The 22,117-nt window shown below is 65.6% G+C and carries 18 protein-coding genes; 12 read left to right on the top strand and 6 right to left on the bottom strand.

Annotation, left to right across the window (positions count from 1 at the left end):
• Positions 1 to 22: 22 nt before the first annotated feature.
• The 11 genes from FJ424_RS11950 (at position 23) to FJ424_RS11900 (ending at position 15,826) form a co-directional block, all read left to right on the top strand.
• Entirely contained in the window at positions 23 to 424 is a 402-nt protein-coding gene (locus tag FJ424_RS11950; RefSeq protein ID WP_027166957.1) for a PTS sugar transporter subunit IIA, read from the top strand.
• A complete protein-coding gene (locus FJ424_RS11945) occupies positions 421 to 717 on the top strand; it encodes an HPr family phosphocarrier protein (RefSeq protein ID WP_140658726.1) in 297 nt (98 codons plus the stop codon). Before FJ424_RS11950 ends, FJ424_RS11945 begins: the two co-directional genes overlap by 4 nt.
• Before the next feature lie 323 nt (positions 718 to 1,040).
• Positions 1,041 to 2,441 carry an adenosylhomocysteinase gene (ahcY, locus tag FJ424_RS11940; protein ID WP_140641747.1) on the top strand — a complete coding sequence of 467 codons (1,401 nt, stop codon included), beginning with the start codon at positions 1,041 to 1,043 and terminating at the stop codon, positions 2,439 to 2,441.
• Between the two features lie 190 nt (positions 2,442 to 2,631).
• The gene (locus tag FJ424_RS11935; protein WP_140658725.1) at positions 2,632 to 5,211 is read left to right on the top strand and encodes a PAS domain-containing sensor histidine kinase; all 2,580 of its coding nucleotides are present in this window, start codon (positions 2,632 to 2,634) and stop codon (positions 5,209 to 5,211) included.
• Between the two features lie 10 nt (positions 5,212 to 5,221).
• The gene (gene tsaE / locus FJ424_RS11930; RefSeq protein ID WP_140658724.1) at positions 5,222 to 6,733 is read left to right on the top strand and encodes a tRNA (adenosine(37)-N6)-threonylcarbamoyltransferase complex ATPase subunit type 1 TsaE; all 1,512 of its coding nucleotides are present in this window, start codon (positions 5,222 to 5,224) and stop codon (positions 6,731 to 6,733) included.
• Positions 6,730 to 7,491, top strand: coding sequence for a nucleotidyltransferase family protein (locus tag FJ424_RS11925; protein ID WP_140658723.1), 762 nt, complete (start codon positions 6,730 to 6,732; stop codon positions 7,489 to 7,491). The genes tsaE and FJ424_RS11925 overlap by 4 nt, the downstream gene beginning before the upstream one ends.
• 60 nt (positions 7,492 to 7,551) lie before the next feature.
• Positions 7,552 to 10,686: a double-strand break repair protein AddB gene (gene addB, locus FJ424_RS11920; RefSeq protein WP_140658722.1), complete on the top strand. Its 3,135-nt coding sequence runs from the start codon at positions 7,552 to 7,554 to the stop codon at positions 10,684 to 10,686.
• On the top strand, positions 10,683 to 14,195 hold the full coding sequence (gene addA, locus FJ424_RS11915) for a double-strand break repair helicase AddA (protein WP_140658721.1): 3,513 nt from the start codon (positions 10,683 to 10,685) through the stop codon (positions 14,193 to 14,195). The genes addB and addA overlap by 4 nt, the downstream gene beginning before the upstream one ends.
• Before the next feature lie 74 nt (positions 14,196 to 14,269).
• Positions 14,270 to 14,593 (top strand): thioredoxin, encoded by a 324-nt coding sequence (gene trxA / locus FJ424_RS11910; RefSeq protein ID WP_140641774.1) that lies wholly within the window; start codon positions 14,270 to 14,272, stop codon positions 14,591 to 14,593.
• 132 nt (positions 14,594 to 14,725) lie between these two features.
• Positions 14,726 to 15,007, top strand: a complete 282-nt coding sequence (locus FJ424_RS11905) for a cupin domain-containing protein (protein ID WP_027166948.1) — start codon at positions 14,726 to 14,728, stop codon at positions 15,005 to 15,007.
• A gap of 54 nt (positions 15,008 to 15,061) precedes the next feature.
• A complete protein-coding gene (locus tag FJ424_RS11900; protein WP_140658720.1) occupies positions 15,062 to 15,826 on the top strand; it encodes a sulfite exporter TauE/SafE family protein in 765 nt (254 codons plus the stop codon).
• Between the two features lie 34 nt (positions 15,827 to 15,860).
• Here the strand turns inward: FJ424_RS11900 and FJ424_RS11895 are convergent, their stop codons facing one another.
• The 6 genes from FJ424_RS11895 to FJ424_RS11870 form a co-directional block, all read right to left on the bottom strand.
• Positions 15,861 to 16,280: a VOC family protein gene (locus FJ424_RS11895; RefSeq protein ID WP_140641778.1), complete on the bottom strand. Its 420-nt coding sequence runs from the start codon at positions 16,278 to 16,280 to the stop codon at positions 15,861 to 15,863.
• A 51-nt stretch (positions 16,281 to 16,331) separates the two neighbouring features.
• Positions 16,332 to 17,657 (bottom strand): folylpolyglutamate synthase/dihydrofolate synthase family protein, encoded by a 1,326-nt coding sequence (locus FJ424_RS11890; RefSeq protein ID WP_140658719.1) that lies wholly within the window; start codon positions 17,655 to 17,657, stop codon positions 16,332 to 16,334.
• A 137-nt stretch (positions 17,658 to 17,794) separates the two neighbouring features.
• The gene (gene accD / locus FJ424_RS11885) at positions 17,795 to 18,721 is read right to left on the bottom strand and encodes an acetyl-CoA carboxylase, carboxyltransferase subunit beta (RefSeq protein ID WP_140658718.1); all 927 of its coding nucleotides are present in this window, start codon (positions 18,719 to 18,721) and stop codon (positions 17,795 to 17,797) included.
• 94 nt (positions 18,722 to 18,815) lie between these two features.
• Positions 18,816 to 19,655, bottom strand: coding sequence for a tryptophan synthase subunit alpha (gene trpA / locus FJ424_RS11880; protein ID WP_140658717.1), 840 nt, complete (start codon positions 19,653 to 19,655; stop codon positions 18,816 to 18,818).
• 2 nt (positions 19,656 to 19,657) lie between these two features.
• Positions 19,658 to 20,878, bottom strand: coding sequence for a tryptophan synthase subunit beta (gene trpB / locus FJ424_RS11875; protein WP_140641786.1), 1,221 nt, complete (start codon positions 20,876 to 20,878; stop codon positions 19,658 to 19,660).
• A 27-nt stretch (positions 20,879 to 20,905) separates the two neighbouring features.
• Entirely contained in the window at positions 20,906 to 21,565 is a 660-nt protein-coding gene (locus tag FJ424_RS11870; RefSeq protein WP_140658716.1) for a phosphoribosylanthranilate isomerase, read from the bottom strand.
• A gap of 110 nt (positions 21,566 to 21,675) precedes the next feature.
• Between FJ424_RS11870 and FJ424_RS11865 the strand changes: the two genes are divergently transcribed.
• Positions 21,676 to 21,891 (top strand): hypothetical protein, encoded by a 216-nt coding sequence (locus FJ424_RS11865; protein WP_140658715.1) that lies wholly within the window; start codon positions 21,676 to 21,678, stop codon positions 21,889 to 21,891.
• Positions 21,892 to 22,117 lie beyond the last annotated feature (226 nt).

Raw genomic sequence — 22,117 nt, 5'->3', positions numbered from 1 at the left:
CGATGACGGGAGCCACCAGAGAATGATCGGACTCGTGCTCGTGACGCACGGTCAACTCGCTACCGAGTTCCGGCATGCCGTAGAGCATGTCGTCGGGCCGCAGGACAATTTCGAAACCGTGGCGATCGGCGCCGATGACGACATGGAGCAGCGCCGGGCCGACATCGTCGACGCCGTGGCGCGCGTCGACACCGGCGCCGGCGTCATCGTGCTCACCGACATGTTCGGCGGCACGCCCTCCAACCTCGCCATCTCGGTGATGGAATCGGGCCGCACCGAGGTGATCGCCGGCATGAACCTGCCGATGCTGATCAAGCTCTCCTCGATCCGCAAGGGCGACAACATGGCCGCCGCGCTCGACGAGGCGCAGGCGGCGGGCCGCAAATACATCAACGTCGCCAGCCAGCTCCTGAGCAGCAAATGAACGCACCGGCGCCGCGTACGGATGAGGTGGTGCGGGAGTTCCCGATCATCAATCAGCGCGGCCTGCACGCGCGCGCTTCGGCCAAGTTCGTCCAGGTCGCCAGCGGCTTTGATGCCACCATCCATGTCGAGAAGGACGGCGTGAAGGTCGGCGGCACCTCGATCATGGGCCTGATGATGCTGGCGGCAAGCCCGGGTTATTCGATCCGCGTCATCGCCAGCGGCCCGGAAGCCGTGCCGGCCATGGATGCGCTGGAGCAGCTGGTCGCCTCGCGTTTCGGCGAGGAAATCTGAAATTTTTGCTTTGGTGCATGTCGTGATCGCAAAACCGCCGCACACTTTTGGGCGACATGCACCGCTTTGGTGCATGTCGTGATCCCAAAACCGCCGCACACTTTTGGGCGACATGATTTCTGCTTGTGCATGTCGTGATCCCAAAACCGCTGCGCACTTTTGGGCGACATGCACCGCCCCGCAGAGACATGCGCGCATAAAGATTTCTTTATATCCCATTGTCGGGCGACGGCCGATCTGCTAGTCAAGCCGGCAACCGCGCCCTTCCACGCGCCTCCCGGCGCCGGCGCGTCTTTGAGAAAAAATCACACCGGAGCACTGCCATGACGGGTAGCAAGGACTATGTGGTCGCCGACATCTCGCTTGCCGGCTGGGGCCGCAAGGAGATCGAGATCGCCGAAACCGAAATGCCGGGCCTGATGGCCTGCCGCGAGGAGTTCGGCGCCAAGAAGCCGCTGAAGGGCGCGCGCATCACCGGCTCGCTGCACATGACCATCCAGACGGCGGTGCTGATCGAGACGCTGAAGGCGCTGGGCGCCGACATCCGCTGGGCCTCCTGCAACATCTTCTCGACCCAGGACCATGCGGCCGCGGCGATCGCCGAGGCCGGCATCCCGGTGTTCGCGGTCAAGGGCGAGTCGCTCGAGGACTACTGGGATTACACCGACAGGATCTTCCAGTGGGCCGATGGCGGCCTCTCCAACATGATCCTCGACGATGGCGGCGACGCCACCATGTATATTCTGGTCGGCGCGCGCGCCGAGGCCGGCGAGGATGTGCTGTCCAATCCGCAGAGCGAGGAGGAGGAATACTTCGTCGCGCAGATCAAGAAGCGCCTGAAGGCCTCGCCCGGTTTCTTCACCAAGCAGCGGGAAGCGATCCGCGGTGTCACCGAGGAGACCACCACCGGCGTCAACCGCCTCTACCAGCTGCAGAAGAAGGGCCTGCTGCCCTTCCCGGCTATCAACGTCAACGATTCCGTCACCAAGTCGAAATTCGACAACAAATACGGCTGCAAGGAATCGCTGGTCGACGGCATCCGCCGCGGCACCGACACGATGATGGCCGGCAAGGTCGCGGTGGTCTGCGGCTATGGCGACGTCGGCAAGGGCTCGTCGGCCTCGCTGCGCGGCGCCGGCGCCCGCGTCAAAGTCACCGAGGTCGACCCGATCTGCGCGCTGCAGGCGGCGATGGACGGCTATGAGGTGGTGACGCTGGAAGACGCGGCCCCCAACGCCGACATCGTCATCACCACCACCGGCAACAAGGACGTCGTCACGCTCGACCATATGCGGTCGATGAAGGACATGGTGATCGTCGGCAATATCGGCCACTTCGACAACGAGATCCAGGTGGCGTCGCTGCGCAACCTGAAATGGACCAACGTCAAGCCGCAGGTCGACCTGATCACCTTCCCGGACGGCAAGCGGATGATCCTTCTGTCCGAGGGACGCCTGCTCAACCTCGGCAACGCCACTGGTCATCCGAGCTTCGTCATGTCGGCCTCGTTCACCAACCAGGTGCTGGCGCAGATCGAGCTTTTCAGCAAGCACGGCCAGTACGAGAACCAGGTCTATGTGCTGCCCAAGCACCTCGACGAGAAGGTCGCGCGGCTGCATCTCGACAAGCTCGGCGCCAAGCTGACCGAGCTGTCCGGCGAACAGGCCGCCTATATCGGCGTGACGCCGCAGGGCCCGTACAAGCCCGAACACTACCGCTATTAACCAAAACGAAATTATCTACCATATATTGAAGCCGGGTGGTTGACTTTCCATCCGGCTTTATTTTTTGCGCCAATGATTCTTCACGTCGATTCCGGCAAGCGTTATTGTTGTGATTCGCGGCTCGGGGACATGTTGGGCCGGGGACGCATTCAGGGCGGTCTTGCATTCAAGCGGCGAAGAGGACCAAGACATGCCGGGGGATTACCCGCCACGCGCGGGAAAGGCCGTTTCCGGCGGCCATGAGGATTCGAACGAGGCTGGCCCCGCCGTGAGCGGCGGCGGTTTTCGTGCCGGCTTGCGGCTGGCGTCGCTGCTTGCCACCTCGGCGCTTGCAGGCCCGCTGCTCGCCTTTGCCGCCCACGCCGAGACAGGCATCCCGGGAAAGGCCGCGGCGCCGGTCAGCACCGTCGAGGTCATGCAACTCGCCATGTTCGTCGGCGTCATGGGCGCCGCACTCGTCTCGGCCATCTTCCTGATCCGCGAGCGCGCACGCACCGCCTCGCAGAATCTACAGCTCAGGGCCCGCATCGCGGACGTCAACGCGGCGCTGCAGCGCTCCGAGGCGCTGCTCAACCTGCGCGACCAGCGCCTGGTGGTGTGGACCACGGACAACAAGAAGCCCGAGCTCATCGGCAGCCTGCCGCTGGAAAGCGGCGCGCCCGACGACAGATCCGCTTTCCTGGCCTTCGGCCGCTGGCTGATGCCGCGCTCGGCGGCGGCGCTGGAGCACGCGGTTGCGGCGCTGCGCGAACAGGCTAGAGCCTTCGATCTCGTCATCGAAACGCAGGCCGGCGTGCCGCTGGAGGTGCATGGCCGCAAGAGCGCTGCGCATGTGCTGGTGCGCTTCGTCTCGCTGTCGGAGACGCTGCGCAACCAGGCCAGGCTGAAGATCGAGAACCAGCGGCTCAGCGCCGACTACGACACCATGGTCGGCCTGCTCGACGCGTTGAAGATGCCGGCGTGGCTGCGCGGCGCGGACGGGCGATTGCAATGGGTCAACCGCGCCTATGCCGAGGCGGTGGAGGCGGAAAGCACGGCCGCGGCCGTGCGCGACGCGAAGGAATTCCTCGGCGGCCAGGCGCGCGAGCAGATCGCCGAGCAGCACAAGTCGCGCCCGGTCTTCGAGCAGACGCTCTCCACCGTGATCGAGGGCGACCGCCGCATGTTCGCGGTCACCGATTTCGCCGGAGCCGACGGTTCGGCGGGACTTGCCTGCGACACCAGTGCCGCCGAGACGATCCGCGCCGAATATGAGCGGACCGTGCGCAGCCATGCCGACACGCTCGACCAGTTGAACACAGCGGTAGCGATCTTCGACACCGAGGAAAAGCTGCGCTTCTTCAACCAGGCCTTCCAGAAGCTGTGGGGTCTCGACTCGGGCTTCCTGCTCAGCGCTCCCTCCAACACGTTGCTGCTCGACAGGCTGCGCAGCGAAGGCAGGATCGCCGAGCAGCCCGAATGGCGGCGCTGGAAGGAAAACCTGCTCAGCGCCTATCGCGCCGTCGAATCGCAGGAGCATTGGTGGCATCTGCCGGACGGCAAGACGATCCGCGTCGTGGCGAACCCGCAGCCGAAGGGCGGCGTCACCTGGGTGTTCGAGAACCTGACCGAGAAGATGGATCTCGAAAGCCGTTACCAGACCGCCGTGCGGGTGCAGGGCGAGACGCTGGACAACCTCGCCGAAGGGGTGGTCGTGTTCGGTCCGGACGGCCGGCTGCGCCTGTCCAATCCGGCCTTCGTCGCGCTGTGGGGGCTGACTGTGGAAGCGGTCAAGCCGAAAGTCCATGTCTCGGCGATCCGCGACTTTTGCGACCAGCGCGCCGCGAACAGCCCGTGGGGCGGCTTCGTCGCCGCGGTCACCGGCTTCGACGACGAGCGCCGCGACCGCCGCGGCCAGATCGAGCTGGTCAACGGCACGGTGCTGAGCTACGCGGTGATCCACCTGCCCAACGGCCAGGTGATGATCACCTTCGTCGACGTCACCGACACCGTCAATGTCGAACGGGCGCTGAAGGACAGGAACGAGGCGCTGGAGAAATCGGACCAGCTGAAGAACGAATTCGTGCAGCACGTGTCCTATGAGCTGCGCTCGCCGCTGACCAACATCATCGGCTTCACCGAGCTTCTGTCGCTGCCCGCGACCGGGCCGCTGACGCCGAAACAGCGCGAATATGTCGAGCATGTCGGCTCGTCGTCCTCGGTGCTGCTCACCATCGTCAACGATATCCTCGACCTGGCCACCGTCGATGCCGGCATCATGCAGCTCGACATCTCCGAAATGAACATCGACCGGACGATCGCCGCCGCCGCCGAACTGGTCGCCGACCGGCTGGACGAGCACCGGATCAAGCTCGAGATCGACGCGGCGGAGGCGCCGGCGAGCTTCCATGGCGACGAGACCCGCATTCGCCAGATCCTCTACAACCTGCTCAGCAACGCGGCGAACTACGCGCCGGAGGCAAGCACGATCCGGCTGACCTGCCGCCGCTTGGCCGACAGCGTCGAGTTCTCGGTGCATGATGACGGCCCGGGCATGCCGCCGGACGTGCTGGAATCGGTCTTCCGCCGCTTCGAGCCACGCGCCAATGGCGGACGCCGGCGCGGCGCCGGGCTTGGACTCTCGATCGTCAAGAGCTTCGTCGAACTGCATGGCGGGACCGTGCGCATCGAGACCGGCCAGGACAGGGGCACGACTGTCATCTGCACCTTCCCGGACAAGCCTTCCGGAATCCCGGATACGCCGGCGGGCATCCGCGACGCGGCCGAGTAGCGCGGCCTATATGACAGGGATGGCGCTGGAGCGTTTTCTCGCCGACGAGGCGGCAACGGCAAGGCTTGGCGAGGACTTCGCCATGGCATTGCGCGCCGGCGACGCGATCGCGCTGAAAGGCGATCTCGGCGCCGGCAAGTCGACGCTGGCCCGCGCGCTGATCCGGGCGCTTGCCGACGATACCAGCCTCGAAGTGCCGAGCCCGACCTTCACGCTGGTGCAGAGCTACGAGACGCGCGTTCCGGTGCATCATTTCGACCTCTACCGTCTCTCCTCACCGGACGAGCTCGACGAGCTCGGGCTCGACGACGCGCTGACGCAGGGCGCGGCGCTGATCGAATGGCCGGAACGGGCCGGAGACCGGTTGCCGGCAGGCGCGCTGTGGGTCGATCTTGCCGAACATGGCGAGGGCCGCGTGGCAAGGCTGTCCGGAAACGGGCCGGTCTATGATCGCGTGGCGCGATCGCTGGCGATACGCGATTTCCTGGCCTCGGCCGGATGGGGCGAAGCCAGCCGCCGCCATTTCGTCGGCGACGCCTCCGCCCGCTCCTATGAGATCGTCTCGCTGCCCGGCAAAGCGCCGCGCGTGCTGATGAACTCGCCGCGCCTCGTGCTCGGGCCGCCCGTGCGCGACGGCAAGCCCTATGCGGTGATCGCCCATACGGCCCAGTCCGTCACCGCCTTCGTCGCCATCGACCGGGCGCTCTATGCCGCCGGCGTCAGCGTGCCGGCGATCCATGCCCAGGATCTCGACCAGGGTTTTCTGCTCATCGAGCATCTCGGCTCGGAAGGTTTCCTCGGTCACGACGGCCAGCCCATCGCTCAACACTACGAGGCGGCGGCCGAGTTGCTGGCCATGATGCACGGCAAGACCTGGCCCACACGCATGGAAGCGGCGCCGGGCGCATTCCACGACGTGCCGCCTTTCGACCGGGAAGCCATGCTGATCGAGGCCGACCTTTTGGTCGACTGGTATGTGCCATGGATCACCGGCGAACCGGCAAACGACGAGTTGCGGGCAGGCTACCACAAGGTATGGAACGCGCTTCTCGATCGCCTGGCAGGCAGCGAATACACGCTGATGCTGCGCGATTTCCATTCGCCCAACATCATCTGGCGCGCGGAGCGTTCCGGCCTCGACCGGCTCGGCATCGTCGATGTGCAGGACGCGCTGATCGGGCCGGCGGCCTATGACGTCGCCTCCTTGGCCATGGATGCGCGCGTCACCGTCCCGCCCGAGATCGAGCGGCGGACGGTCGCGGCCTATGTCGCGGCGCGCCGCACCGCCGGCGCTTTCGACGAGGCCGGCTTCGCCGAGGCCTATGCGATCATGGCCGCGCAGCGCAATTCGAAGATCCTCGGCATCTTCGTGCGGCTCGAAAAGCGCGACGGCAAGCCTTACTATCTGAAGCACCTGCCGCGCATCCGCGACTATCTGAGGCGGGCGCTGGCGCATCCGGCGCTGGCTGGCCTGAAGGATTTCTACATGGCCCATGGCCTGCTCGAGGAACGGGTCCCATGAAGCCGACGACGGCGATGGTGCTGGCGGCCGGGCTCGGCAAGCGCATGCGGCCGATTACCGATTCGATGCCGAAGCCGCTGGTGAAGATCGCCGGCAAGACCTTGCTCGACTGGGGGCTGGACAGCCTGGAAGCCGCCGGCGTCGCCAAGGCCGTCGTCAATGTCCACTACCTGCCCGAGCAGATCGTCGCCCATGTGGCCCATAGGCGCGCACCGAAGATCGTCATCTCCGACGAGCGCGAGGCGCTGCTGGAATCGGCGGGCGGCATCGTCAAGGCGCTGCCGCTTTTGGGCAGCGAGCCCTTCTATATCATCAACGCCGATACGTTCTGGATCGACAGCGGCCAACCCAGCCTCGAGCGCCTTGCCCTTGCATGGGACGCCGCCAGAATGGATATTCTGCTGATGCTTACCGATCTCGACTCAGCGACCGGGCACTGCGTCGGCACCGATTTCCTGATCGCGCATGACGGCGCGCTCAGGCGCTCGAAGGGTGATCCGACGGGCCTGATCTATGCCGGTGCTGCGATCATCCATCCGCGTATCTTCAAGGATGCTCCCACAGGCTCGCATTCGCTCAACATCTATTTCGACAAGGCGATCGCCGCCGGCCGCCTGTTCGGCATGAAGATGAACGGAAGCTGGATCACCGTCGGCACCCCGGACGCCATTCCAGCCGCCGAGGCAGCCGTGGCCGGCGCGCTCGCATCCACATCGGCCCGAAAATCGGCTCCGATTTTCGGAAAGCACGATGCGTAGAGTCAAAGGGTTAGATCGTCCTTTGTGCGCCCAAACGGGCGCACGGCGATCTAATGCGGTATGAGCGGCGCGCGCCGCGTCCTTTCCATCCCGTCCGGAGCGCCGTTCCTGCCGACGCTGGCTGGAGCGTTGCTCGATGGACGCCTGATCCCCGGCTTCCGCTTCGACGGCGATCCGCTGGCGCTCGCCGACGCCACCATCTATGTGCCGACGCGCCGTGCGGCGCGTGCGCTGCGCGGCGCCTTCGTCGACATGCTTGCTGAATCGGGAGGGGGCAGACGCTCGGCCATCCTGCCGACGGTGCGGCCGCTCGGCGAGTTCGACGAGGACGAGGCCGCCTTCGACGCCGAAGCGGCGCCGGCCATCGAGCTCGCACCGCCGATCGCCGCGCAGGAGCGGCTGTTGTTGCTGGCACCGCTGGTGCGCGCCTGGAAGGAAAGCCTGCCGGCGCATGTCAGGGCTCGGTTCAACGAGGAATTCGTCGTGCCGACCTCGGCCGCCGACGCCATCTGGCTGGCGCGCGACCTTGCCAGGCTGATGGACGAGATCGAGACCGAAGGCACGGATTGGGCAAAGCTCGCGACGCTGGTTACCGGCAACCTCGCCGGATGGTGGCAGGTGACGCTCGATTTCCTCGGCATCGTCACCGAGAACTGGCCGGAGTTGCTCAAGGAACGCGACCGCTCCAATCCAGCCGCGCATCGCAGCGCGCTGATCCGGCTGGAGGCGGCCCGGCTGAAGCGCACTCCGCCGGCCGGACCGGTGATTGCCGCCGGTTCGACCGGCTCCATCCCCGCCACGGCGGAACTGCTTGGCGTGATCGCCGGCCTGCCCAACGGCGCCGTCGTGCTGCCCGGGCTCGACCGCGAGCTCGACGACGCATCCTTCGCGGCGATCACGGCGCCTGGCGCGCGCCCGGCAACGCTCGGCCACCCGCAATACGGCCTCGCCAAGCTGATCGGCGGCATCGGCATTGCGCGCCGCGACGTCGAGGACCTTGTTGCGGCGCCATCGCCGCTCGCGTTGCGCGCGGCCCTGGTAGGCGAGGCGCTGCGGCCGGCCGAAACCACCGAATACTGGACCGAGACACGGCCGCGCTTCACGGCACTCGACATCGAACATGCGCTGGCCGGCGTGACGCTGGTGGAAGCGGCGAACGAACGCGACGAGGCGGCGGCAATCGCCATCGCGCTGAAGCGCGCCGTGGAGGTCCCGCGCAAGCGCGCGGCGCTCGTCACCGGTGACCGCGCGCTGGCGCGGCGGGTTTCGGCCGAGCTTTTGCGTTTCGGCGTCGTCGCCGACGATTCCGGCGGCGCGCCGCTCATCAACACACCGGCCGCCAGCCTGCTCAGGCTCGCGCTGAGCGCCGCCTTCCGGCCCGGCGATCCGGTAAGCCTCCTGTCATTGCTCAAGCATCCGCTGCTTGGGCTCGGTCTCGAACGCCGGAGCGTGCGCAAGGCGGCCGAACTCGTCGAGTTGGTGGCGCTGCGCGGCGGCACGGGCCGCCCCGATGTCGCCTCGCTCGGCGCGCTTTTCGAGACACGACTCGCGGAGCTGAGCGGCGACACCAGGCAGCCTTTCTGGTTTTCGCGCCTGACCGTACGCGGCATCGAGCAGGCGCACGGCATGCTTAGCCGACTTACCAAGGCGCTGCTGCCGCTCACCGCGATCCGCGACGAGAAGGACGCCGACATCGCGACGCTGACGCGCGCGAGCGTTGTCGCGCTGGAGTATCTCGGCCGCGCGGCCGATGGCGGTCTGGCGGAACTCTATGCCGGCGACGCCGGCGAAAAACTCGCCGAGCTGTTGCGCGGACTGGTGGCGGCGTCCTCGCCCTTCACCTTCGCCGCTTCGGAATGGCCCGACGTGATGGAAGCGCTGATCGCGCCGGAGACGGTGAAGCCGGCGCAAGGCACCGACCGCAACATCGCCATCTGGGGCGCGCTGGAAGCCCGATTGCAGAACGTCGACACGCTGGTCATCGGCGGACTCAATGAAGGTGTCTGGCCGCGCAAACCCGAGAGCGACCGCTTCATGTCGCGGCTGATGAAGACCGGCATCGACCTCGAACCGCCGGAACGGCGCATTGGCCTTGCCGCGCATGATTTCCAGATGGCGATGGGCGCGAGCGAAGTGATGCTGACGCGTTCGGCACGTTCGGGCGACGCGCCGGCGGTGCCGTCGCGCTGGCTGCAGCGCATCCTGACCTTCATCGGCAAGGAGCCGGCGGCAGCACTTCGCGGGCGCGGCGACGCGCTGCTTGCCTGGGCGCGCGCGCTCGATGCCGGCGAGAAGAAGGATTTTGCCCCCCGCCCGCAGCCGAAGCCGCCGCTCAGCATGCGCCCGCAGCATTTCTCGGTCACCGAGATCGAGACGCTGCGCCGCGACCCCTACGCGGTCTACGCACGGCGCATCCTCGGCCTGATGCCGCTGGAGCCGCTTATCCGCGATCCGGGCGCCGCCGAACGCGGCACATTGTTCCACGAAATCCTGCATTTGTTTTCGCGCCGCGTCGAAGACCCCCGGGCACCAAACGCGCTACAAAGCCTCATCGCAGCGGGTCGTGTCTGCTTTGCCGAGGCAAAGCTTCCGGCGGATATCGAGGCGATCTGGTGGCCGCGCTTCGAAAAGCTCGCCGAAAACATCATCGAATGGGAGCATGGCCGCGCCGATGCGGTGGCGAGGCGCTATGCCGAGGAACGCGCGCAGAAGACAGTGGTCGGCCGCACCGGCGCGACGCTTTCCGGCTATGCCGACCGCGTCGACCTGCTTGCCGGCGGCATGGCCGACATCCTCGACTACAAGACCGGCTCCTCACCCTCGAAAGCGCAGGCGCACACGCTGCTGTCGCCGCAGCTTGCGTTGGAGGGCGCGCTGCTGAGACGCGGCGCCTTCAAGGAACTCGGCATTCGCGAGCCCTCGCAACTCGCCTTCGTGCGGCTGAAACCGAATGGCGAGGTGTTCGAGGAATCGATCCTCGAATACAACCGCAAGCCCCGCACCGCCAACGACCTTTCCGAGGAAGCCTGGGCGCGGCTGGAGAGGCTGCTTTTCCATTATGCCGACCCGACCGCCGGCTATCTGTCGCGCGCCCTGCCATTCCGCGAGGGCGAAGCCGACGGCGACTACGACCATCTGGCGCGCGTGCTCGAATGGTCGGCCGGCGGCGCCAGCGAAGACGAGGCGGACGGATGAAATATCCGATCCCCTCCGATACCGCAGCCAGCCAGGCGCGCGCCTCAGATCCGGCCTATTCCGCCTGGGTGTCGGCAAATGCCGGCTCGGGCAAGACGCATGTGCTGGCGCAGCGCGTCATCCGGCTCCTGCTCAACGGCACCGACCCATCGAAGATCCTGTGCCTCACCTATACGCGGGCCGCCGCCGCCAACATGTCGAACCGCGTGTTCTCGACCCTGTCGGAATGGACGGCGCTGCCCGATGCGGAGCTGGCGGTCAGGATCGCGGCGCTGGACGGCCGAGGCGCCGACCGCGACACGATGCGACGCGCGCGCCGATTGTTCGCCGAGGCGCTCGAGACGCCGGGCGGGCTGAAGATCCAGACCATCCACGCCTTCTGCGAATCGGTGCTGCACCAGTTCCCGCTCGAAGCCAATATCCCGGCGCATTTCGAGATGCTCGATCCGCAGATGGAGGCCTCACTGTTTGGCGACGCCCGCCGCGACATGATTTCGGGGGCGGGCGCCGGCGTCGAAGGCCTGGCGGAGGCCTTCGCCACCGTGCTGGAACGCGGCGGCGAGTTTGGGCTCGATACGTTGCTTGGCGAAATCGTCGGCAAGCGCGACGACCTGCGCGATTTCGTCGCCAAGTTCGGCAGGGATCGGGATTTCCGGCCGTTGTTCGCCGAATTCGGTTTCAGGCCCGGACAGACGGCCGAGGGCATCGCCGCTTCGCTGTGGCCGCTGCCTGGCTTCGCCCCCGGCCAGTTCGCCGAATTCGCGCAGGCCGCCGAAACCGCCGACGCCAAGCAGGTGTTGAACAATGTGCTGCCTTATGCGCAGAGCGCCTTTACCGAGGCCGATCCGATCCGGCGGATGCGCCTGCTCGCCAAAGCATTCCTGCGTGCGGACGGCGACCCTTACGATCCTCCCAAAATCTTCAAGAAGGCGCTGGTCGACCGGCTGCCGGACTTGGCCGATCGCTATCTGGCCGCGGCCAAGGCGATCCTCGAGGTAACCGACCGGCTGGCGCTGTTCCGCATGCTAGAAGGGACAGCGGCGGCGCTCACCGTCGCCGGCTGGCTGATCGCGCGCTATGAGCAGTTGAAGCGCGGGCGGGGTTTTCTCGACTTCAACGATCTGATCACACGCACCGTGAGCCTGCTGTCGCGGCCCGATGCCGGACCATGGGTGCAATTCAAGCTCGACCAGGGCATCGACCACATCCTGCTCGACGAGGCGCAGGACACCAGCCCCGACCAGTGGGAAGTGGTGAAGAAACTGACGGAAGAGTTCTTTGCCGGGCTTGGCCAGCGCGAAGCGGTGCGCCGAACTGTCTTTGCCGTCGGCGACGAGAAGCAGTCGATCTACTCCTTCCAGGGCGCAGCACCCGATTCCTTCGCCGAAAGCCGGCTGTTGTTCGCCGGCCGCGTGCGCGATGCGGTAGCCGCCTTCGCCAATCTCAAACTCACCTGGTCGTTCCGTTCGAGCGACGACGTGCTGGCCGCCGTCGACCGGGTCTTCGCCGAGCCGGGTGTCAGGCGCGGCATCAGCCACGACCCCGATCCGCTGAGCCATAAGGCGATCCGCAATGACGCGCCGGGTTATGTCGAGGTGTGGCCTTCGATCGGCGCCGAGATGGTCGAAGAGCCGGACGACTGGACCTTGCCGGTCAACCATGCCAGCGCGCCGGCCGTGCGCGTGGCCGAGCATGTGGCCGCGACCATCCAGACCTGGCTGCGCAACGGCGAGGTGATCGAAGGCAAGGGCAGGAAACTGACCGCCGGCGACATCCTCGTCCTGGTGCGCAAGCGCGACCGCTTCGTCCATGCGCTGTCGCGCAGCCTGAAGAACCGGCAAATCCCGGTTGCCGGCGCCGATCGGCTGAGCCTGCCCGGCCATATAGCCGTTCAGGACCTGATCGCGCTCGGACATTTCCTAATCCAGCCGGAAGACGATCTTTCCTTGGCCGCGGTGCTGCGCAGTCCGATCTTCGAGGTCTCCGAGGAGACGTTGCTGGCATTCGCTGGCTCGAGGCCGAAAGGCCAGTCGCTGATCGCTTCGCTGCGGCACCATGCGGCGGAAGATGTCGCGCTCACCGCTGTCGTTAGCCGGCTCGACGCCTGGGCGAGCGAAGTGGCGTTCAAGCCGGTGTTCGAATTCTATGCCGCGGTGCTGGCACGTGACGGCCTGCGCCGCAAGATGACGGCGCGGCTGGGGCCCGAAGCCGGCGACATCCTGGACGAATTCCTGAGTTTCTGCCTGGCCGAGGAACGCACTGGCCTGCCGGGGCTGGAGTCCTTCCTGTCGACGCTGGAAAATGCCGGTCCCGAGATCAAGCGCGAGATGGACCAGACGCGCGACGAGGTCCGCGTCATGACCGTGCACGCCGCCAAGGGCCTGGAGGCGCCGGTGGTCTTCCTGGTCGACGGCGGCTCGGCGCCGTTCAGCGACCAGCATTTGCCGCGGCTGATGCCGTTCGAGGGCTCGGGCGCGCAATGGAAGGGCAAGGGCTATCTGTGGCGCTCGGCCAGCGATGTCGCCAATGGCGTCTCAAAGGCTGCTTCGATCCGGGCGCGCGAACTGGCGGACGACGAGTACCGGCGGCTGCTCTATGTCGGCATGACGCGCGCCGAGGACCGGCTGATCGTCTGCGGCTATCACGGCAAGCGTCAGCCCAGCCCCGGCACGTGGCATTCGATCGTCAGCCGCGCGTTGCTTGGTGCGCCGGAAAGCGAGGAGCGCCGGCATCCGGCAACGATCGATGTGGCCGTGCACCGCTTCCACATGACCAAATTGCCGCCGGTGGCGCTGACCGGCGTCGACAAAGCGGGGTTGTTCGAGCATACCGCGCCATTGCCGGACGGCCTGTTCCGGCCGCTGCCGCCCTATGAGGAGCTGCCGCGGCCGCTTTCGCCTTCCGGCGCCTCGGCGCTGATCGACGAGGCGAAAGATGCCGCGCCCGACACACGCTCGCCGGTGCTCGATGCCGCCGCCGAGCCCGGCTTTGCGGTGATGCGCGGCCTGGCCCTGCACAAATTGCTGCAGATGCTGCCCGGGATCGCCTCAGATGAAAGGCCGGGCGCGGCGGAGCGCTATTTGGCACGCGCCGGTGTCGATTGGCCGGAAAGCGAGCGCGACCGGGCGCTGGACGCGGTGCTGTCGATCCTGTCCGACAATCATTTCGCGGCGTTGTTCTCGCAATCCTCGCGCGCGGAAGTCGCGGTGATGGGCAGCCTGGAGGTGAAAGGCAAGCTGCGCTCGATCTCCGGCAAGATCGATCGACTGGCTGTCACACCGGAAAAGGTGTCGATCGTCGACTACAAGACCAATCGCCCGGCGCCCACGAGTCTGGCCGAAGTGCAACCCGCCTATGTGCTGCAGCTTGCGCTCTATCGGGCGCTGCTCCAGCCGCTCTATCCGGGGCGCGAGGTGACGGCCGCGCTGCTGTTCACCGAGGCGCCGCGGCTGATCGAGCTGCCGGCGGCGGCCATGGACGACGCCCTTGCCCGACTCACGGCAGCGTGACACAAGAACTGCTTGAACATCGCCGCCACAACCACCACATTTGGTGCAACCCGAGTTTTCGAAAGGATTTCAGCATGGCCACCGTCAAGGTCGACAAGGGCAATTTCCAGGCCGATGTGCTCAACGCCAAGGAGCCGGTTGTGGTGGATTTCTGGGCGGAATGGTGCGGCCCCTGCAAGATGATCGCCCCGGCGCTGGAAGACATCGCCAAGGAGCTCGGCGCGAAGATCAAGGTCGCCAAGCTCAACATCGACGAGAACCCCGAGCTAGCCGCGCAGTACGGCGTGCGCTCGATCCCGACGCTGATGATCTTCAAGGGTGGCGAAGTGGCCGACATGAAGGTGGGCGCCGCGCCGAAGACCGCGCTGTCGCACTGGATCAACGGCAGCCTCGCCTGAGCCAATCCGAAAAGTTCAAGAACAAGCCCGGCCAATCGCGCCGGGCTTTTTCTTTGGCGTCATGGCTCGACGCGCTCTGGCCCTCGCACGCAGGCACGTCATACTCTCTGCTTCAGAAAAAAGGAGAGCGCCATGACCGGAACAGCCAAGGCCACAGTGCACGTCGACAACGAGCGCGTCATCGTCACCGAGTACCGCTTCGCGCCCGGCGCCAACACCGGCTGGCACCGCCATGGCCACGACTATGTCGTCGTGCCGCTGATGGACGGCAAGGTGAAGCTGGTGACCAAGGACGGCGAGTCCTTTGCCGAGATGAAGCAAGGCGCGCCCTATTTCCGCCGGGAAGGCGTCGAGCACGACGTCATCAACGCCAATGACGGCGAGTATGCTTTCATCGAGATCGAGCTGAAGTAGGCCGGCCGTGGTTGCCGGCTTGCACGGTTCCATTTCGGCCCCGTGCGGGATGTCGTGACTGTAGCATCTCTCCTCGCCTTTGCCGGTTTTGCGGCGGTGGCCGCATATGTCCAGACCCTGACAGGCTTCGCCTTCGGCCTGGTGATGATGGGCGCGATTACGCTTGTCGGCTTGCTGCCGCTGCCCGACGCAGCCGCAATGGTCGGCATGCTGACCCTGGTCAACGCCACGCAAATGCTGATCCAGGGCGGCTGGCGCGAGATTGCGCGCCAGGAGCTGCGGCTTATCCTGGTAGCAAGCCTGCCTTCGCTGCTCTTGGGGTATGCCCTGTTGGAATGGCTGGCGGACACGCGGGCCGACCTGCTGAAAATCGGACTCGGCCTGGTCATCATGGTGTCCAGCCTGCAACTGGCCATCAGGCCCGCCGGCTTGGCAAAACGGTCGTCGGATGCGAGTTTCGTCGGCTTCGGTGTCGTTTCGGGCCTGATGAGTGGGCTGTTTGCGACCGGCGGCCCACCGCTCGTTTATCATCTCTTTCGCCAGCCAATGGCGCACATACGTGTCCGTGAAACGCTCGTCACCGCCTTCGGCGCCGCGCAGGTGGTCCGGCTTATCCTGGTGATGGCAAGCGGCAACCTCCCGACCATGTCGCCAGTCGCGCTCGTCCTCGCCATACCGGCCGTAATGCTGATGACCTATGCCGCGCGCCGCTGGCCACCGTCATTGTCGCAAGGGATGATGCGAAAGATCGTCTTTGTTCTGCTTTTCCTGTCAGGGCTCTCGCTGGCGCTGCCCGCCGCGATGCATCTTGCCGTCTAAGTTCAATTGCTCACGCCGGCGACGCATAGCTCCATCACCAGTCGGCGATGCGGTCGCCGCCGGCGAATTGCGCGCTCTTGGCGGTGTATTCGAACAGCTCGATCTTCACGCCGTTGGGATCGGCGATCCAGGCCTGGAACGTGTCGTCGCAGGCAAGCTTCTTTGGCGTCACCGCAACGCCTTTCGACCGGATGTGAACGATCGCCGCATCGATGTCTTCCACCTCAAGGCAGAAGTGGTTGATCTGGTTTGCGTCGCTGTAGCTGGCTTCACTTTTCTCGAACACCTCGACGTGGCTGCGGCCACTGCAATCGAGGTAGAAGCCGAAGATCTTGCCGTCACGCAGGAAATTGAACCGCGTGTCCATGCCGAGCACGTCACGATAGAAGCGGCGCGTCTCCTCCAAGTCATGCGCGAAGATGCAGACATGGGCAAGCTGCTTCACCTTGATCATGGCCGGTTCCTTTCGACCCCCGCCGAAATCCAATACGCCATGCCGATCGCTTCAGGTCGGCGGCGTGCCGTTCTCGGCCAGCACGGCGCCGGCGAAATAGAGCGAGCCGCCGATCAGGATGCGCGGCGCCGGGCCGTCCCAACTGTCGCGCAACAGCATCAGCGCGCTGGCGACGGAGCTGACCGGCTCGGCCGACAGCCCGGCCTCTGCGGCACGCAGGGCCAGCTCATCATTCGGCACGCCGGCGTCGCTGTTGTTCACCGGCACGGTATAGACATGGCGGGCCAGCCCCTTGAAGGCGCTGAAATAGCCGGCCTGGTCCTTGGTGTTGATCATGCCGGAGATCAGGACCAGCGGCCTCGGGTTCTTTTCCTCCTGCTCGGCCAGCGCCTCGGCGATGACGATGCCGGCGCCTGGATTGTGGCCGCCGTCCAGCCAGATCTCGGCGCCCTTCGGCGCCAGGTCGACGAGCTTGCCCTGCGTCAGCTTCTGCATGCGCGCCGGCCAGGCGACATGGGTCATCGCCCGCTCGGCGGCGCGGTGGCCGATCTCGAAGCCGGCCGCCTTGACGGCGGCGATCGCCGCGGCGGCGTTGGCGTATTGATGGCGCCCCGGCAGGCGCGGCGAGGGCAGGTCCATCAGCCCGTCCCCGTCCTGATAGACCATGCGGCCGTTCTCCTCGAAAGCGAGGAAATCCTGGCCATAGACCACGGTCGGGCAATCCAGCCGCTCGGCCGTCTCGATCAGCACCTGAAGCGCGGTGTCGCTTTCCTGGGCGCCGATCACCACCGGGCAGCCGTGCTTCATGATGCCGGCCTTTTCGGCGGCGATCAGCTCGACGCGGTCGCCGAGATAGGCCTCGTGGTCCATCGAGATCGGCATGATCACCGAAACCGCCGGCCGCTTGATGACATTGGTGGCGTCGAAGCGGCCGCCGAGGCCGACCTCGATGATCGCCGCCTCCGCCGGGTGCTCCGAAAACAGGATGAAGGTGACGGCGGTGAGGATCTCGAAGACGGTGATCTTCTGGCCGCCATTGGCCTCGGCGACACGCGCGATGGCCTCGGCGAAGATATCGTCATCGACGAGCTTGCCGCCGCCTTCGTCCGCCAGCCGGTAGCGTTCGTGCCAGTTCACCAGATGCGGCGAGGTGTGGACGTGAACGAGATGGCCGGCCGCCTCCAGCAGCGCGCGCGAGAAGGCGGCGCAGGAGCCCTTGCCGTTGGTGCCGGCGATGTGGATGACCGGCGGCAGCCGGTCCTGCGGATTGCCGAGGCGCTCGAGAAGCCGCGTGACACGGTCCAGCGAAAGGTCGAAGCCTTTCGGATGCAGCGTCATCAGATGTTCGATTTCGCGTTCGGCGGAAAGCGTTGTCATGATGGAATCCTAGCGCACGGTCCCGAAACCGGGAATCGGTTTCAGAACGGCCATGCGCAAATCAGAGGCTACAGCACGCAACGGGCGGCGCAAATCGCGGTTCGCGGCGAGCGATGTCGCGTCAGGCCGATATCGCGTCAGGCTTGCGGCCGCGCCTCGGCATTGACTACCGCCGGCGGCAGGATTTCCGGCGCCAGCGGCTTCTCGGCCTCCGGCATCTTGAGCAGCATCTTCAAGAGCTGGGAAATGGTCCGGCGCATCTCGAGGCGCGAGACGACCATGTCGACCATGCCGTGCTCCATCAGATATTCGGCGCGCTGGAAGCCATCGGGCAGCTTTTCGCGGATGGTCTGCTCGATGACGCGCGGGCCGGCAAAGCCGATCAGCGCGCCGGGCTCGGCGATCTGGACGTCGCCCAGCATGGCGTAGGAGGCGGTGACGCCGCCGGTGGTCGGGTTGGTCAGCACCACGACATAGGGCAGGCCGGCTTCCTTCAGCCGGTCGACGCCGACCGTGGTGCGCGGCAATTGCATGAGCGACAGGATGCCTTCCTGCATGCGGGCGCCGCCGGAGGCGGCGAACAGGATCAGCGGCCGCTTGCGCTGCAGCGCGACCTCGAAGGCATGCACGATGGCTTCGCCGGCGGCCATGCCCAGCGAGCCGCCCATGAAGGCGAAATCCTGCACAGTGACGATGACCGGCAGGCCGTCGATGGTGCCGGCGCCGTTGAGGATCGCGTCCTCGAGGCTGGTCTTGGCCTTCGCCTCCTTCAGGCGATCGGTGTAGCGCTTCTCGTCGCGGAACTTCAGCGGATCGAGGACGACCTTGGGGTTTTCCAGCACCTCATATTTGCCGTCGTCGAAGAAGTATTTCAGCCGCTCCTTGGCCGAGATCTTCATGTGGTGGCCCGAAGCCGGGATGACGAACTGGTTGGATTCGAGATCCTTGTGGAAGACCATCTCGCCGGTCTCGGGATCCTTGATCCAGAGGTTTTCCGGCATGTCGGTGCGCCGGCCGAGCATCGAATTGATCTTCGGGCGGACGTAATTGGTGATCCAGTTCATGCTTCGGCTCCTGTCCTGGAAAGGACTTCAAGCAATTCCAGGAAAAGTCTGTGGCGGTTTTCCGGCCGGAATTGCTCGGCAACAAATAGTCAGGCTATTCGGCGGCGGCAAGGCGGGCCGAGCGGACGCCCTGGGCAAGACCGCTGACCAAAGTGGCGACGGCCTCGGCCGGATCGGCGGTCTTCTCGCCCTTCGGTCCAAGCACATTGGCTATCGCGTTGACGATCGCCGTACCGACGACGACACCATCGGCCGAGGCGCCTATGACACGCGCCTGCTCGGCGGTCTTGACGCCGAAGCCGACGCAGACCGGCAGCGCCGTGTGGCCCTTGATGCGGGTGACAGCGGCCGAGACCTTGGCGGTGTCGGCGAGCGCGGAGCCGGTGATGCCGGTCATCGAGACGTAATAGACGAAGCCGGAGGTGTTTTCCAAAACCTTGGGCAGGCGCTTGTCGTCGGTGGTCGGCGTCGCCAGGCGGATGAAGTTGACGCCGGCTTTCAGCGCCGGAATGCAAAGCTCATCATCCATCTCCGGCGGCAGGTCGACGACGATCAGGCCGTCGATGCCGCTCGCCTTGGCATCCGTGAGGAAACGGTCGACGCCATAGATGTAGATCGGATTGTAGTAGCCCATCAGCACGATCGGCGTCTCGTCGTCGCCGGCGCGGAATTCGGACGCCAGCTTCAGCGTCTTGGCCAGCGTCTGGCCGCCCTTCAGCGCTCGAAGACCCGCCGCCTGGATCGCCGGGCCATCGGCCATCGGATCGGAGAAGGGCATGCCGAGTTCGATGACGTCGCTGCCGGCACCCGGCAGCGCCTTCATGATGGCCAAGGCAGTATCGTAGTCCGGGTCGCCGCCCATGAAATAGGTGACCAAAGCCGGGCGGCCTTCGGCTTTGAGCTTGGCCATGCGGCGGTCGATGCGGGTGGTCATTGTCAGATCTCCATGCCCAGCATGTTCGCCACCGTGTGCACGTCCTTGTCGCCGCGGCCGGACAAATTGACGATGACGATCTGGTCCTTGTCCATCTTGGGCACGATCTTCATCGCGTGGGCGATGGCATGCGCCGATTCCAGCGCCGGGATGATGCCTTCGACGCGGGTGGTGAGTTGGAAGGCTTCCAGCGCCTCGTCGTCGAGGATCGGCTCATACTGGACGCGGCCGGAATCGCGCAGCCAGGAATGCTCGGGGCCGACGCCCGGATAGTCGAGGCCGGCCGAGATCGAGTGGCCGTCGAGGATCTGGCCGTCCGAGTTCTGCAACAGATAGGTGCGGTTGCCGTGCAGCACGCCTGGCTTGCCGGCATTCATCGAGGCGCAGTGCTCGATGCCGTCGAGACCGCGCCCGCCGGCTTCGATGCCGATGATGCGCACATCCTTGTCGTCGAGGAAGGGATGGAACAGGCCGATGGCGTTGGAGCCGCCGCCGACGGCGGCGATGATGACATCGGGCAGCCGGCCTTCCTGCTCCAGCATCTGGGCGCGGGCTTCCGTGCCGATCACCGACTGGAAGTCGCGCACCAGCTCCGGATAGGGATGCGGGCCGGCGGCGGTGCCGATCAGATAATAGGTGTCCTCGACATTGGTGACCCAGTCGCGCAGCGCCTCGTTCATGGCATCCTTCAGCGTGCCATGGCCGGCGGTCACCGGCCGCACCTCGGCGCCAAGCAGCTTCATGCGGAAGACGTTGGGGCTCTGGCGGGCGACGTCGGTGGCGCCCATGTAGACGACGCACGGATAGCCGAAGCGCGCGGCGACGGTTGCCGAAGCCACGCCGTGCTGGCCCGCACCCGTCTCGGCGATGATGCGTTTCTTACCCATGCGCTTGGCGAGCAGGATCTGACCGAGGCAGTTGTTGATCTTGTGCGAGCCGGTGTGATTCAAATCCTCGCGTTTGAAATAGACCTTGGCGCCGCCGAGATGCTTCGTCAGCCCTTCGGCGAAATAGAGCTTTGATGGCCGCCCGGCATAATGGGTCGACAGGTTCTGCAATTCGGCCTTGAACTCTGGATCGTTCTTGACCTCGTTCCAGTTCCTTTCCAGATCGAGGATCAGCGGCATCAGCGTTTCGGCGACGAAACGACCGCCGAAAATGCCGAACATGCCCTGCTCATCGGGCCCGGTGCGGAAGGAATTGGGCATTGCCGGCTTGTTCATCGCCGATCTCCTAGTGTGAATTGTGCTTCAGGCGGCGCGGTCGTCGCGCGCGGCCCTGACGGCCCGGAAAAACTGCTCGATCAGCGCCGGATCCTTGACGCCCGGAGCACTTTCCACACCGGACGAAACGTCTATTCCGGGCGGATTGGCCTGTCTCAGGGCATCGCCGACATTGGCGGCGTTTAGCCCACCGGAAAGCATGTAATCGAGCCCGGCGTCAAGGCCGGCAAGGACGCGCCAGTCGAAGGCGACGCCGTTGCCGCCCGGAAGCTGCGATCCCTTCGGCGGCTTGGCGTCGAACATGAGACGATCGGCAATCCCGACGAACGGCTTTATCCGCTCGAGGTCGGCTGCCTCGCTGACGGAAAACACCTTCATGACCGGCAGGCCATAGCGGGCCTTGAGCCCCGCTACGCGCCCGGGCGTTTCCGAGCCGTGCAGTTGCAGCATGTCCGGCTGCATCTTGGCGACGATCTCGTCGAGGAAGGCATCGTCGGCATCGACGGTGACGGCGACCGCCTTGGCCTTGCCGCGCGCCGCTTCGCGCAGGCGCCCGGCCTCGGCGGGCTCGACATAGCGCGGGCTTTTGGCGAAGAAAATAAAGCCGACATGGCTGGCGCCGCCGGCAAGCGCGGCGGTCATCGCGGCGTCGGTCTTCAATCCGCAGATCTTGATGTCGAGCGTCATGGCGCGGGATTGGCACGAAACGGCCAAAGAGTCGAGAAAAAGCATGCTGTTGCCGGTTCTGCGGAAAACACTACGTTGATATAGGAACCACAGGCGGGAGAACGATAAGCATGGCCGACCGGACCGTCGCCGAACTCAAGCAGAAGATCGCGCAGGCGCGCGAGGTGATCGCGCATCTGATGGACAAGGCCGCCTATAACGGCGCCGAGGCGCACCGGGCGCTGGAGTATTTCAGCAGCGATACGTTTGACCGGGATTTTTTGCCGTGGCCGCATACCGAGGAAGGACTGCGGCCGGAAGAGCTGAACGCGGCGAATGACGATTGAAACTGCTTATGCCGTGAACCCGGCAAGCGTCGGCGGGACAGCGCCCCCGTCTGTCCTGCCGGACATCTCTCCCACGAGGGGGGAGATTGGATTTCACGCCGGCTTTCGCCAATCACCAACATTACAGAAAGAGCGAGGCGCCCGAGCTGCTGATCTCCCTCCTTGTGGGGGAGATGCCCGGCAGGACAGAGGGGGGCGCGAAGGAACTCGGCGTCTAGATGTTGCG

The organism is Mesorhizobium sp. B3-1-8 (assembly GCF_006439495.1).
Taxonomy (GTDB): Bacteria; Pseudomonadota; Alphaproteobacteria; order Rhizobiales; family Rhizobiaceae; genus Mesorhizobium.
This window is presented reverse-complemented; position numbering and strand designations above follow the sequence as displayed.

Coding starts and splice junctions, on each gene's coding strand:
- ahcY (WP_140641747.1), top strand. CDS start 1,041: ATGACGGGTAGCAAGGACTATGTGGTCGCCGACATCTCGCTTGCCGGC.
- addA (WP_140658721.1), top strand. CDS start 10,683: ATGAAATATCCGATCCCCTCCGATACCGCAGCCAGCCAGGCGCGCGCC.
- FJ424_RS11935 (WP_140658725.1), top strand. CDS start 2,632: ATGCCGGGGGATTACCCGCCACGCGCGGGAAAGGCCGTTTCCGGCGGC.
- FJ424_RS11890 (WP_140658719.1), bottom strand. CDS start 17,657: ATGACAACGCTTTCCGCCGAACGCGAAATCGAACATCTGATGACGCTG.
- tsaE (WP_140658724.1), top strand. CDS start 5,222: ATGACAGGGATGGCGCTGGAGCGTTTTCTCGCCGACGAGGCGGCAACG.
- accD (WP_140658718.1), bottom strand. CDS start 18,721: ATGAACTGGATCACCAATTACGTCCGCCCGAAGATCAATTCGATGCTC.
- FJ424_RS11945 (WP_140658726.1), top strand. CDS start 421: ATGAACGCACCGGCGCCGCGTACGGATGAGGTGGTGCGGGAGTTCCCG.
- FJ424_RS11895 (WP_140641778.1), bottom strand. CDS start 16,280: ATGATCAAGGTGAAGCAGCTTGCCCATGTCTGCATCTTCGCGCATGAC.
- FJ424_RS11950 (WP_027166957.1), top strand. CDS start 23: ATGATCGGACTCGTGCTCGTGACGCACGGTCAACTCGCTACCGAGTTC.
- FJ424_RS11865 (WP_140658715.1), top strand. CDS start 21,676: ATGGCCGACCGGACCGTCGCCGAACTCAAGCAGAAGATCGCGCAGGCG.
- FJ424_RS11925 (WP_140658723.1), top strand. CDS start 6,730: ATGAAGCCGACGACGGCGATGGTGCTGGCGGCCGGGCTCGGCAAGCGC.
- trpA (WP_140658717.1), bottom strand. CDS start 19,655: ATGACCACCCGCATCGACCGCCGCATGGCCAAGCTCAAAGCCGAAGGC.
- addB (WP_140658722.1), top strand. CDS start 7,552: ATGAGCGGCGCGCGCCGCGTCCTTTCCATCCCGTCCGGAGCGCCGTTC.
- trxA (WP_140641774.1), top strand. CDS start 14,270: ATGGCCACCGTCAAGGTCGACAAGGGCAATTTCCAGGCCGATGTGCTC.
- FJ424_RS11870 (WP_140658716.1), bottom strand. CDS start 21,565: ATGACGCTCGACATCAAGATCTGCGGATTGAAGACCGACGCCGCGATG.
- FJ424_RS11905 (WP_027166948.1), top strand. CDS start 14,726: ATGACCGGAACAGCCAAGGCCACAGTGCACGTCGACAACGAGCGCGTC.
- trpB (WP_140641786.1), bottom strand. CDS start 20,878: ATGAACAAGCCGGCAATGCCCAATTCCTTCCGCACCGGGCCCGATGAG.